General features: G+C 51.4%; 9 protein-coding genes and 2 pseudogenes. 10 read left to right on the top strand and 1 reads right to left on the bottom strand.

Annotation, left to right across the window (positions count from 1 at the left end):
- Positions 1 to 145 precede the first annotated feature (145 nt).
- From NM96_04195 to recB, 8 genes and pseudogenes are all read left to right on the top strand, one after another.
- Positions 146 to 436 (top strand): Asp-tRNA(Asn)/Glu-tRNA(Gln) amidotransferase subunit GatC, encoded by a 291-nt coding sequence (locus NM96_04195; GenBank protein ID AVR78652.1) that lies wholly within the window; start codon positions 146 to 148, stop codon positions 434 to 436.
- A 170-nt stretch (positions 437 to 606) separates the two neighbouring features.
- A complete protein-coding gene (locus NM96_04190; GenBank protein AVR78651.1) occupies positions 607 to 2064 on the top strand; it encodes an Asp-tRNA(Asn)/Glu-tRNA(Gln) amidotransferase subunit GatA in 1458 nt (485 codons plus the stop codon).
- Positions 2064 to 2936: a DUF535 domain-containing protein gene (locus tag NM96_04185; GenBank protein ID AVR78650.1), complete on the top strand. Its 873-nt coding sequence runs from the start codon at positions 2064 to 2066 to the stop codon at positions 2934 to 2936. Before NM96_04190 ends, NM96_04185 begins: the two co-directional genes overlap by 1 nt.
- Before the next feature lie 100 nt (positions 2937 to 3036).
- Positions 3037 to 4467, top strand: coding sequence for an Asp-tRNA(Asn)/Glu-tRNA(Gln) amidotransferase subunit GatB (gatB, locus tag NM96_04180; protein ID AVR78649.1), 1431 nt, complete (start codon positions 3037 to 3039; stop codon positions 4465 to 4467).
- Positions 4468 to 4607: 140 nt separating this feature from the next.
- A complete protein-coding gene (locus NM96_04175; GenBank protein AVR78648.1) occupies positions 4608 to 5240 on the top strand; it encodes a peptidoglycan-binding protein in 633 nt (210 codons plus the stop codon).
- 83 nt (positions 5241 to 5323) lie between these two features.
- Positions 5324 to 6331: a CDP-6-deoxy-delta-3,4-glucoseen reductase gene (locus tag NM96_04170; GenBank protein ID AVR78647.1), complete on the top strand. Its 1008-nt coding sequence runs from the start codon at positions 5324 to 5326 to the stop codon at positions 6329 to 6331.
- Between the two features lie 71 nt (positions 6332 to 6402).
- Positions 6403 to 6504, top strand: a pseudogene (locus tag NM96_04165) (IS5 family transposase).
- A 503-nt stretch (positions 6505 to 7007) separates the two neighbouring features.
- Positions 7008 to 10643 (top strand): exodeoxyribonuclease V subunit beta, encoded by a 3636-nt coding sequence (gene recB, locus NM96_04160; protein ID AVR78646.1) that lies wholly within the window; start codon positions 7008 to 7010, stop codon positions 10641 to 10643.
- 49 nt (positions 10644 to 10692) lie between these two features.
- On the opposite strand, the pseudogene NM96_04155 reads toward recB, so the two are convergent.
- Positions 10693 to 10806: pseudogene (locus tag NM96_04155) on the bottom strand (IS5/IS1182 family transposase).
- A 350-nt stretch (positions 10807 to 11156) separates the two neighbouring features.
- Here NM96_04155 and NM96_04150 point away from each other — a divergent pair.
- Together NM96_04150 and NM96_04145 are read left to right on the top strand one after the other, a co-directional pair.
- Complete coding sequence (locus NM96_04150) at positions 11157 to 11399, top strand: hypothetical protein (protein ID AVR78645.1); 243 nt, start codon at positions 11157 to 11159, stop codon at positions 11397 to 11399.
- Positions 11400 to 11537: 138 nt separating this feature from the next.
- On the top strand, positions 11538 to 13331 hold the full coding sequence (locus tag NM96_04145) for a 2-isopropylmalate synthase (protein ID AVR78644.1): 1794 nt from the start codon (positions 11538 to 11540) through the stop codon (positions 13329 to 13331).

Genomic DNA, 13331 nt, shown 5'->3' with positions numbered 1-13331 from the left:
ACGACCTTCCCCACTTCCCGCATGAAACGCATGGCGAAATCACACGCCATTTGAGTAGTTTTCGGTTATAATTCCTCGTTTGATCGAAGAAGAATGCAATGATACCCCAAATAAGGGGGTGTCTGCTATCAGACAAGGATTTTTTATGGCTCTAAGCTTAACCGATGTGGAAAAAATTGCCAAACTCTCACGCCTTTCGCTGACCGAAGAAGAAAAAGGCAAAACCCTCTCAGAATTGAACGACATTTTCGCCATGGTTGAAAAGATGCAGAGCGTGAATACCGATGGTGTCGAGCCGATGGCACACCCCCACGAAGCCGCCCTGCGCCTGCGCGAAGATACAGTTACCGAAACCGACCATGCCGCCGAATATCAAGCCGTCGCACCCGAAGTGCGCAACCGCCTGTATATCGTGCCTCAGGTAATTGAAGAATAATTTTTTCAGACGATCTCATTATCTTGAAATATGAAATCTAAACTTGGGTCGTCTGAAACTCGTTTTTTTCCTTCGAAATTTCAATCACTGTTCAGCCTACGTTTTCGGCAACACTTTTCCGAATATTTGCCTGAAAACAGAAACCGTCTCAAATTAGGAATCATGGCGCAATGACCCAATACACCCTCAAACAAGCCAGCCAACTGCTGCAATCCAAGCAAATCTCCGCCGTCGAACTGGCAACCGAATACCTCGCCGCAATTGCTGCGCAGAACCCGGCAATCAACGGCTACATTACTCTCGACCAAGACAAAACCCTAGCCGAAGCCCGTGCCGCCGACGCGCGTATCGCGCAAGGCAACGCCACGGCGCTTACCGGCGTACCCATCGCCTACAAAGATATTTTCTGCCAAACAGGCTGGCGCAGCGCATGCAGCTCCAAAATGCTGGACAACTTTGTTTCCCCCTACACTGCCACCGTCGTCCAAAACCTGCTCGACGAAGGCATGGTAACGCTCGGTCGTACCAATATGGACGAGTTTGCCATGGGTTCGACTAACGAAACCTCGTTCTACGGCGCGACTAAAAACCCATGGAATCCCGAACACGTCCCAGGCGGCTCGTCCGGCGGTTCCGCCGCCGTCGTTGCGGCACGCCTTGCTCCTGTCGCGCTCGGTTCAGACACCGGCGGCTCCATCCGCCAGCCTGCTTCACACTGCGGCATCACAGGCATTAAACCTACCTACGGTACCGTTTCCCGCTTCGGCATGGTTGCTTACGCCTCCAGTTTCGACCAAGCCGGTCCGATGGCGCAAACCGCCGAAGACTGCGCGATTTTGCTCAATGCGATGGCAAGCTTCGACGAGCGTGATTCCACCAACTTGGAACGCAGCAAAGAAGACTACGCCCGCGATTTGGACAAACCGCTCAAAGGCATAAAAATCGGTCTGCCTAAAGAATATTTCGGCGAAGGCGCGGATGCTGATGTGCAGGCTGCTTTACAAAGCGTCATCAATCTTTTAAAAGCACAAGGTGCGGAAACCATTGAAGTTTCCCTGCCGCAAACTGCCCTGTCCATTCCCGCTTACTACGTCCTCGCTTCCGCCGAAGCCAGCACCAACCTTTCCCGCTACGACGGCGTACGCTACGGCCACCGCGCCGCCCAATTCGGCGACCTTGAAGAAATGTACAGCAACACCCGCGCCGAAGGCTTCGGCAGCGAAGTCAAACGCCGCATCATGATTGGTACTTATGTGTTGTCGCACGGCTACTACGATGCCTATTACCTGAAAGCCCAAAAACTGCGCCGCCTCGTTGCCAACGATTTTCAGACAGCCTTCGCGCAATGCGATTTCATCCTCGCCCCGACTGCGCCCACCGCCGCCCCCAAACTCGGCAGCGACATCCACGATCCCGTGCAGATGTACCTTTCCGACATCTACACCATCGCCGTGAATCTGGCAGGATTGCCCGCCCTGACCCTACCCGCAGGTTTCAGTAGCAGCGGACTGCCCATCGGCGTGCAATTTATCGGCAACCACTTCTCCGAAGCCAAAATCCTTGGCGCAGCGCATCAAGTACAGTTGGTAAGTGATTGGCACACCCAAACCCCTGATGGAAAAGCATAATGCCGGAGCAGTTTGTTTTTCCAGATTTCAAAACCGTATATAAGGATGCGCCGAAATTTCAAATCCAGCATTTGAAATTCTCCTTACGCAGGTTGTTTACACGGCGACAAGTCAAAGATTTTGAAAACTTTGTCAACGCCTCCGCGCCACGCCGTACCTTTTTTCAAAGGCGGCCGCAAGATGCCTATCCGTTGATACATGCCTTTGTTGACCAACGCTTCAACAGACGGCGCAGGCTACAAGTCATGAAAGAAGACCTGCTGACAGCCGAAAAACTGTTCGGGCAGGAAACGCTCGCCAATATGACGACACGTAAATTCCATGTCGTTCTGGCGCATCTTTCAGACGGCCTGACTTTATGGCTGAACCGGAACGATAATTGCGTGGATGAAGGAATGTGGTCGCTATCCTTGCGCGACAGCGAAGGAAAACGTCTCTACATGGCAACCTTCGCCCTAGTTGACGGCAAACTGCTGGCCGCCTCTATCCAAGGCCCCGCAGGGGAAGAAGCCAAAGACCTTGTACGCAGCCTGACCAAACAACTCCACGGTCTGCGCCCGCAGCAACTGATGGTAACCGCCCTGCAATATTTTTCGACATCGCTCAATTTGGGCGGCGTTGTCGGCATTGCCCAAGAGCATCAGGTCAAACTGCGCTGGCGGCTGAAGAAACGGGTCAAAATGAATTACGACCTGTTTTGGCAGGAGAACGGCGCAACGCTCGGCGACGACGGCTACTGGCATCTGCCGCAAATCCCGCCGCGAAAAGACTTGGCGGAAATCGAAAGCAAAAAGCGTTCGATGTACCGCAAACGTTACCAAATGCTGGATAACATGGCGGTCGAGATGCAGGCTTGCTTTCAGAAGACTTGATTCTGCGTTTTCAGACGACCTTTGCCATTTGAAAAACAAACAGGTCGTCTGAAAACGGCTGACCACTTTACATTATCGACATCAAAAGAAAGAACCCCTTATGACCTGGGAAACAGTAATCGGCTTGGAAATCCACGTCCAGTTAAACACCCAATCTAAAATCTTCAGCGGCGCATCAACCGCATTCGGTGCAGAACCCAATGCGCACGCCAGCGTGGTGGAATGCGCGCTGCCGGGCGTGCTGCCGGTAATGAACCGCGAAGTCGTTGAAAAAGCCATCAAATTGGGCTTGGCTTTGGATGCGGAAATCAATCAGAAAAACGTGTTCGACCGCAAAAACTACTTCTACCCCGACTTGCCCAAAGGCTATCAAATCAGCCAGTTGGATTTACCGATTGTCGAACACGGCAAACTGGAAATCGTGGTCGGCGACGATGTGAAAACCATCAACGTAACCCGTGCGCACATGGAAGAAGACGCGGGCAAATCCGTGCATGAAGGCTTGAACGGTGCAACCGGCATCGACCTGAACCGCGCAGGCACGCCGCTGTTGGAAGTGGTATCCGAACCCGAGATGCGCTCCGCCGCCGAAGCCGTTGCCTACGCCAAAGCCCTACACAGCTTGGTAACCTGGCTGGACATCTGCGACGGCAATATGGCGGAAGGCTCGTTCCGCGTCGATGCCAACGTATCCGTGCGTCCGAAAGGCCAAGCGGAATTCGGCACGCGCCGCGAGATTAAAAACCTCAATTCCTTCCGTTTCTTAGAGCAGGCGATTAATTACGAAGTAGAAGCGCAAATCGAGATTTTAGAAGACGGCGGCAAAGTACAGCAGGCAACCATGCTGTTCGACCCTGAAAAAGGCGAAACCCGCGTGATGCGTTTGAAAGAAGACGCGCATGACTACCGCTACTTCCCCGACCCCGATTTGCTGCCCATCATCATTTCAGACGACCAGTTGCAAAAAGCCAAAGCAGAAATGCCCGAGCTGCCAAAAGAAATGGCGACACGTTTCGTGGCGGACTACGGCGTGTCCGACTACGACGCGCGCCTGCTCACTGCCAGCCGCGTGCAGGCTGCCTATTTTGAAGAAGCCGCCAAAGAGAGCGGACAAGGTAAGCTGACTGCCAACTGGATGAACGGCGAACTCGCCGCCACGCTGAACAAAGAAGGCATGGAACTTGCCGACAGCCCGATTACCGCCCCACGCCTCGCTGCGTTGGTAGGCAAAATCGCCGACGGCACTTTAAGCAGCAAATTGGCGAAAAAAGCCTTTGAAGCCATGTGGGCGGAACCCGAAGCCTCTATCGCTGAAATCATTGAAAAACACGGCTTGCAGCAGATGACCGATACCGGCGCGATTGAAGCGATGGTAGATGAAGTGCTGGCAAACAACGCCAAAGCCGTGGAACAGTTCAAATCCGGTAACGAAAAAGCCCTGAATGCGATTGTGGGACAAGTGATGAAGGCTAGTAAAGGCAAAGCGAATCCCGCGCAGGTGCAGGAATTGATTAAAGCGAAATTGGCTTAAGTAAGATAAAGGCTGGCTGAAAATGATTTATCTGTTTTCAGCCAGTCTTACCAGGTCGTCTGAAAGCAAGGTATAGGTTTTAATTCTATTAAAGCTTGGTTTTCAGACGACCTTCAAGCCATTACAAATCAAGGAATAAGATGAAAATAATATTACCTGCAGTACTATTACTGTTAACAACTTCCTCATTTGCAAAAAATTACGCCGATCAGCCTCAGCCTTTTACTCCTCAAACAGTACAGGATGTATTGCGTTGCAAGGTGTCATTATTGGATTTTTCGTTTTGGACTCCGGAAAATTTTACCGGTTACCCTGGCTCAAATGAGCGCGCGGAAGAAGAAAATGTGGGACGTTTTGTCAATAAGATCGACAATATTACTTACCGTTACCGCTTGCCGTTTAAGGTGCATCTTGCCAATCCCTTAGATGGAAAAGAAGTAGAAGGGCAGTATGTCGCTATTCGCAACAATGCTGTCTATTTGGAAATTGATTGGGCACGATATCCCAAATTGCATTCACTATACCGTCAGAAATATCAGGAAGACCTTTATGAGCTGACGCAACAGCTAAAGGGACAAAATATCACATCCAAAACGACACCTAAAAAACTGGATACATTGGGCTATAGTGTGCCTGCTGTCGAAAAATCGATAACAGACCCCAATAAAAAATTGAAGGTATGGAAATATTTTGGCTTTCCTGCTGTATTTAAAGCAGATGTAATAAGGGGTGATTCAGATAAGGGCTATATCGGCTGCCGTTATCCGTTGTAGACTGTCTTCCGCAAACGGAGGTCGTCTGAAAGCTGATTTTTCAGACGACCTTTTAACTTAATCTATTCAAACCACACCAAGCTATGACCCATACCATTACCCTACCCGACCAAACCACCTTTACCGCCAACGACGGCGAAACCGTTTTAGCCGCTGCCGCCCGTCAAAACCTCAATCTGCCCCATTCATGCAAAAGCGGTGCCTGCGGTCAATGCAAAGCCGAACTGGTCAGTGGCGATATTCAAATGGGCGAACACTCAGAACAGGCCTTATCCGAAGCAGAAAAAGCCCAAGGCAAGATTTTGATGTGCTGCACCACTGCGCAAAGCGACATCAGCATCAACATCCCCGGCTACAACGCCAATGCGTTACCCGTCCGCACCCTGCCCGCCCGTATTGAAAGCATGGTTTTCAAACACGATGTCGCCCTCCTGAAACTTGCCCTGCCCAAAGCCCCGCCGTTTGCTTTCTATGCCGGGCAATATATTGATTTACTGCTGCCGGGCAACATCAGCCGCAGCTACTCCATCGCCAATTCGCCCGACCAAGAAGGCATTTTGGAACTGCACATCCGCAGGCGCGAAAACGGCGTCTGCTCGGAAATGATTTTCGGCAGCGAACCCAAAGTCAAAGAAAAAGGCATCGTCCGCATCAAAGGCCCGCTCGGTTCGTTTACCTTGCAAGAAGACAGCGGCAAACCCATCATCCTTTTGGCAACCGGTACAGGCTATGCCCCCATCCGCAGCATCCTGCTCGACCTTATCCGCCAAGACAGCAGCCGCGCCGTCCATTTCTACTGGGGCGCGCGTCACCAAGATGATTTGTACGCACTCGAAGAAGCTCAAGAACTGACAGGTCGTCTGAAAAACGCCCGCTTCACCCCCGTCCTATCAAAAGCCACTGAAGGTTGGCAAGGCGAAAAAGGATACGTCCAAACTGCTACCGCAAAAGATTATCCCGACTTGAGCGGTTACGAAGTTTATGCCTGCGGTTCCGTCGCCATGACCGAAAGTGCGAAATCCGCGTTGACCGCGCAATGCAGCCTGCCTGAGACAACCTTCTATTCGGATGCGTTTTCTCCGGCGCAATAGTCCCAGTTCACCATTTTTTCATCACTTGAGACCTTTATAAAATTTCCACCAAGACATTTAGGGGATTTCTCATGAGCACTTTCTTCCAGCAAACCGCACAAGCCATGATTGCCAAACACATCGACCGCTTCCCACTATTGAAATCTGAAGGCGATGTGTTTGAACCTGTTGAAAGCGGCTAACAGGTTAAGTGTGCCTGTTACCGCCTAAAAGGCGGCCCGGATGCCTGATTATCGGGTATCCGGGGAGGATTAGGGGGTATTTGGGTAGAATCAGTGGATATTTGAAACGAAAACAGCCGAAAACCTGTGTTTGGAGTTTCGGTTGTCGGGGGAAAAGGAATTTTGCAAAGGTCTCAACCTGTGGTGTAAACAACGCGACGATTTCCTACACGTAAACGCCGCACCGCCTTGTCCATATTGCAGAAAAAATTACTGATGCCTAAATCCTGTCCTGATGAAAACAAACATGGGCGGATCAATAGCGAACAAAAATGTGCCAAAAAATTTTCAATAGACTAAAACCTTTCTGATCTTGAATAAGAAGTAGGAAAAATCAGAAAAGTTTTCATTTTGAAATAAGTATAAAATTTTAATAACTTATATTATTGTATAGGTTTCAGCGAGCTGATTCTTATCTCCTATCCCGTTATTCCTTAACTCATCCTCCTTTTATCATGTCAATCACCATTCCAGCCTTCGATCCTCTAAGCATCCCCATAGCAGGTACCAATCTGATTGAAGCCTCTGCCGGCACGGGCAAAACCTACGGCATTGCGGCTTTGTTCACGCGCTTGGTCGTGCTTGAACAGATGCCGGTCGAAAGCATTTTGACCGTTACTTTTACCAAGGCGGCAACGGCGGAATTGAAAACCCGTTTACGCGCACGTTTGGACGAAGTTTTGCAGGCTTTGGAAAGCGTGGAGGATACGGACAATCTTTCAGACGACCTTGGAGCATACTGCCGAGACAATCATCCGGGCGATGTGTTTCTGACCGGTTTGCTCAAACAGGCATTGGCTCAAGAAAGTCGGGCGCGGCTGATTGTCCGCCTCAAGGCCGCCATCGGGCAATTCGACAACGCCGCGATTTATACCATTCACGGCTTCTGCCAACGCATTTTGCGCGATTATGCGTTTTTGTGCCGCGCGCCTATGGATGTCGAGCTGACCGAAGACAGCCGTGACCGCCTGCTGATTCCCGCTCAAGATTTTTGGCGCGACCGCATCGTCAATCATCCCGTTTTGGCGAAGCTGGTATTCCAACGCCGCCAAACGCCGCAAACCATGCTGGCGGCAATACAAAAGTTCGTCAGCCGTCCGTATTTGGTTTTCAGACGACCCGAAGCAGACTTAATCGCCGCGCAGGAAAACTTTCGGAAAACATGGGAAAAAGTGCGTTCCAAACTGGATGCTTTGGAAGAAACATTCTGGCGCATCCGTCCGATATTAAATGGCAACTCATACCAAGAAAAAACATTCAAGACCGTCTTTCTCGAACTCCAATCCGCCTCCCAATCCGATGCCCTTCCTTCTTTTAGCAAAACGACGGCAGAAAAGCTGCCCATGTTTGCCGCAGAAGCCTTAGAGTCCAAAGTCAAAAAAGGCAATACTCCCGATGCTGCCGCCTTTGCCGATTTGCAGATATTGGCGAATCTCGGCGCAGATTCGGCTGCCATGGCGCAAGCCGAAGAAGAGACGCTTACCCTGCTCCACCTCGACCTGCTCGACCATCTTAATGCCAGTCTGAGCGAGCAGAAAAAATCCAAACGCGAACGCGGTTTCGACGATTTACTGCTTGATGTTTATGACGCATTGACCGACAACCCGCAGGCAGATTCATTGGCTCAGGCGGTGGCGCAAAACTGGCGCATCGCCTTGATTGACGAATTTCAAGACACCGACCCGCTGCAATACGAGATTTTCCGAAAAATCTTTATCAGCCAAAACAAGCCCTTATTCCTAGTCGGCGACCCGAAACAAGCGATTTACAGCTTTCGCGGTGCCGACATTTACGCCTATCTGCAAGCCGCAGCCGACGCGCAACACAGCTACACACTGGCGACCAATTACCGCAGCCATGCCAAGCTGATCAACGGCATAGGCGCATTGTTCCGCTGCAAAAACCGCCCTTTCGTCTTGGAAGGCATAGACTATACCGAAGTCGATGCCGCGCGTTCCGAAAGCCGGCTTTCGCCGCCCCGCACCGCCATACAGATACGCTGGTTAAATGGCAAAGACGACGAAGTACTCAACAAAGACATCTTGCGCCGCCGTGCCTCCGAATATTGCGCCGACGAAATCGCCCACACGCTCAACGAAGCTGCCGAGGGTCGTCTGAAATTCAAAGACAGGCCGGTCGTTTCGGGCGACATTGCCGTCTTGGTCAGGACGTTTAACGAAGGCGTAATGGTGGCAAAAGCGTTGAAAACGCGCGGCATACAAAGCGTTTTGCTGTCGCGGGAATCGGTTTTCACCACGCCCGAAGCCCTCGCCCTTGCCGCGCTGTTGGATTACTGGCTCAATCCGGGGCAAATCGGCTCGTTGCGTTTCGTCTTGTCCGGCACATTGTTCGGCTACGACGCGCAAGCCCTGTATCAACTCAACCGCAACGAAGCCCAATTATTAAACTGGATAAACACCGCCGCCGAATCTGTCTCCATTTGGCGGAAAAGCGGGATTTATGCCGCGCTGCAATACTTCTCCTCGCTACACGGCATCGAAACCGGACTGCTTGCACGCGGCGACGAACGCGGTCTCACCAATTTCCATCAGCTTTTAGAGTGCCTCTCCGAAGAAGAAGGACAAAGCCTCAGCCCCGCCGCCCTGCATCAATGGCTCAACGACCAAATCAGCCTGGCGCAAGACCGCTCTATCGGCGAATCAGGACTTTTACGGCTTGAAAGCGATGAAGCACTGGTCAAAGTCGTCACCATGCATGCCTCCAAAGGTTTGCAATATCCTTTGGTCTATTGCCCTTTCGTCTGGGACGCGAAAGACATGAAGCCCGCCGATTGGCAAATCCTCCACACCGCCGACCACACCACGGAACTGCTTGCCAAATCGCAACTCAACGATGAAGACCGTATCCACCTTGCCGACGAAGAAATGGCGGAACGCCTACGCCTGCTGTACGTCGCGCTGACCCGTGCCGAAGAGCAGCTCGTCCTTTATGCCGCCCATTGCGGCGATACCGCCGATTCCCCTTTCGCCTACCTGCTTGAAGGCAGCGCCGACAGCAATCGGGTGTCTACCCGCCAAGCTTATGAACAAGAACGCAAAGCAAACAAAGCCCTAGGCGAGCTGCAAATGCTGAAAAACAACTGGCTGCGTTTCCTCAAAAATCCTCCCGAACATACCGACTTCAGCTTTTCCGAAGACGCGCCGCAACCTGCTGCCGCGCAAAACCGCCATCTTTCAGACGACCTCTATCAAGCCGCCGTTATCCCCGCCCGCGGATTTCAGTTCATCCGGCATACCAGCTTTACCGGCCTCAGCCGCCAAGTCAAAACCCGGGACGACGAGCGCGAAGAATTACAACCCGCACTCGACCCCGCAGAAACCGCCGCCGAAACAGAAAGGTCGTCTGAAACCACCCTCCCCGTTTCAGACGACCTCCCGAATGCCGACATCCACCATTTCCCGCGCGGCGCCAACGCCGGCGTCTGCCTGCATGAAATGTTGGAGAAATTCGACTTTGCCCAAAGCGCCGAAAGCCAAAACAGCCTGATAGCCGAAACCTTGACCCGCTACGGCTTCGACCCACTCTGGACAGATGCCGTCAAACAAATGCTCGATACCTGCCGCAAAACGCGCCTTGTTGCACAAAGCCTGTCTGAAATCCCACCCGAGCGCCGCCTTCCGGAAATGGGATTTACCCTCTACACCGAAGACTTCAAACTCCATGACCTGCGCCGCTGGTTTGCCCGCGAAAACAGCTCACTGCCACCGGAATGTATCGAAGCCGCAGAAAGATTGGATTTCCAAGACGTACAAGGTTTTCTCAATGGCTTCATCGACATGGTCTGCCAAGATTCAGACGACCTCGTATGCATCATCGACTACAAATCCAACCATCTGGGCGACAACGCCGAAGCCTATACGCAACAAGCCATGAACGAAGCCGTAGCAGACCACCACTACTACCTGCAAGCGCTCATCTACGCCATCGCCGTAGCCCGCTATTTCAAACTGCGCGGCAAGCCGTTACCCAAACTCGCCATCCGATACCTCTTCCTGCGCGGATTGGACGGCACGGACAACGGCGTCTGGCAATGGGACTTGGATACCGAATCCTTGGCGCAATGGCTGTAAATGGAATGAAAAAGGTCGTCTGAAAATATATAGTGGATTAACTTTAAATCAGGACAAGGCGACGAAGCCGCAGACAGTGCAGATAGTACGGAACCGATTCACTTGGTGCTTCAGCACCTTAGAGAATCGTTCTCTTTGAGCTAAGGCGAGGCAACGCCGTAATGGTTTAAAGTTAATCCACTATACGTGCAAGCGTTTTCAGACGACCTTTACTTTGTATTCATGCAATAAAACCAGCATCTGTTTATTGTCTGTGGCCCCAGCATTGTTTACAGTCTTCGAAAGACAATACTGCCATGAAGATCCATAAAAATACCCACCTCATTTCTCACCAACGCCAAGCCGTTTAGCGAGCCTATATATAGGATAAAATCACCGTTACTTTTCTAATCCGACTATACCAAGTTAACAGGGTAACCATCTACTGTATCCTCAAGGCATACGGCTGTAAATGCTCTCACCGAAAACAGCACCAACAATCGTTTCAAACGAACAAAATACGGTATAAAACGGTTGGCCAAAGTTGATAAAGCCATCAGCAAAATAGTTCATTTTGATACCAAACAGCTGTATTTATTGCAAAACCAAAAGCCAACCGACCAAAGGGATTACCTATTTTTCGTCATTGGTGATTATTCCCATAAACTGCATCCAGCTATTTTGCCTGAACATACCGCAACTAGCGCAGCCAACTTACTTTTGCACAATGTCATTGAATGCTGTATGAGCAACTACTCTTCACTCTATAAAAATTAGACAAAATGTATAAAATAATTTCAATATTAAAATGTGAGGCATTATTTTTAGAAAAATAGATTGTCGTTTTGTCTAAAATGCGTATAATCCCCTTCCAAAGCAAACCATAATTTCGATAAAGTTTGGACAAGGAACATCATGCAATTAGACATTGACCGCTTAGTTGCTTATTTCGGCGGCGTGAATGCACTTGCCGAAGCGTTGAAACAGCACGACCCCGAAAATGCCGCAACAACCGCTGCCATCTATAAATGGCGCACGCGCGGGTCGCTGCCTTTGGCGCAACTGCAAAAGCTGACCGCGCTGGCGGAAGCGCAAGGCAGGCCGCTGGATTTGAATGCTTTTTTACAAAAAAACGAATCTCTGGAGAGAACAGAAATGACACAGACCAACCGCGTAATTATTTTTGATACCACCCTGCGTGACGGCGAGCAGTCGCCCGGTGCTGCTATGACTAAAGAGGAGAAAATCCGTGTGGCACGCCAATTGGAGAAATTGGGTGTGGACATCATCGAAGCGGGTTTTGCCGCCGCCAGTCCGGGCGATTTTGAAGCGGTGAATGCGATTGCCAAAACCATCACTAAATCAACGGTCTGTTCATTGTCCCGCGCCGTCGAACGCGACATTCGTCAGGCAGGCGAGGCAGTTTCGCCTGCGCCGAAAAAACGCATCCATACCTTTATCGCCACCAGCCCGATCCATATGGAGTACAAGCTGAAGATGAAGCCGAAGCAGGTTATCGAAGCGGCGGTCAAAGCGGTCAAAATCGCGCGCGAATATACTGACGACGTGGAATTTTCCTGCGAAGACGCGCTGCGTTCGGAAATTGATTTCCTTGCCGAAATCTGCGGCGCGGTGATTGAAGCGGGCGCGACCACCATCAACATTCCCGATACCGTCGGCTATTCCATTCCCCATAAAACCGAAGAATTTTTCCGCGAACTCATCGCCAAAACGCCCAACGGCGATAAAGTCGTTTGGTCGGCACACTGCCACAACGATTTGGGCTTGGCGGTCGCCAATTCGCTTGCCGCGCTCAAAGGCGGAGCGCGTCAGGTGGAGTGTACCGTCAACGGCTTGGGCGAACGCGCAGGCAATGCCTCGATTGAAGAAATCGTGATGGCTTTGAAAGTGCGCCACGACCTTTTCGGCTTGGAAACCGGCATCGACACCACCCAAATCGTGCCTTCGTCCAAACTGGTTTCCACCATCACAGGTTATCCAGTTCAGCCCAACAAAGCCATCGTCGGAGCGAATGCGTTTTCACACGAATCGGGCATTCATCAAGACGGCGTGCTGAAACACCGCGAAACCTATGAAATCATGTCTGCCGAGTCCGTCGGCTGGGCGGCAAACCGCCTGAGCTTGGGCAAATTGTCCGGCCGCAATGCCTTCAAAACCAAGCTGGCGGATCTGGGCATAGAATTGGAAAGCGAAGAGGCGCTGAACGCCGCGTTTGCCCGCTTCAAAGAACTCGCCGACAAAAAACGTGAAATCTTCGATGAAGACCTGCACGCGTTGGTGTCCGACGAAATGGGCAGCATGAACGCCGAAAGCTACAAATTCATCTCCCAAAAAATCAGCACCGAAACCGGCGAAGAGCCGCGCGCCGACATCGTGTTCAGCATCAAAGGCGAAGAAAAACGCGCTTCGGCCAGCGGCTCCGGCCCTGTCGATGCGATTTTCAAAGCGATTGAGAGCGTAGCGCAAAGCGGCGCGACTTTGCAGATTTATTCCGTCAACGCCGTAACGCAAGGCACAGAAAGCCAAGGCGAAACCAGCGTCCGTCTGGCGCGCGGCAACCGCGTCGTCAACGGTCAGGGCGCGGATACCGACGTTTTGGTCGCCACCGCCAAAGCCTACCTCTCCGCCTTGAGCAAACTGGAATTCGGTGCCGCCAAACCGAAAGCACAAGGCAGCGGTACGATTTGA

The sequence above is a fragment of the Neisseria mucosa genome (assembly GCA_003028315.1).
Taxonomy (GTDB): Bacteria; Pseudomonadota; Gammaproteobacteria; order Burkholderiales; family Neisseriaceae; genus Neisseria; species Neisseria mucosa.
The sequence above is the reverse complement of the archived record's forward strand: the minus strand, read 5'-3'. Positions and strand labels throughout refer to the sequence as shown.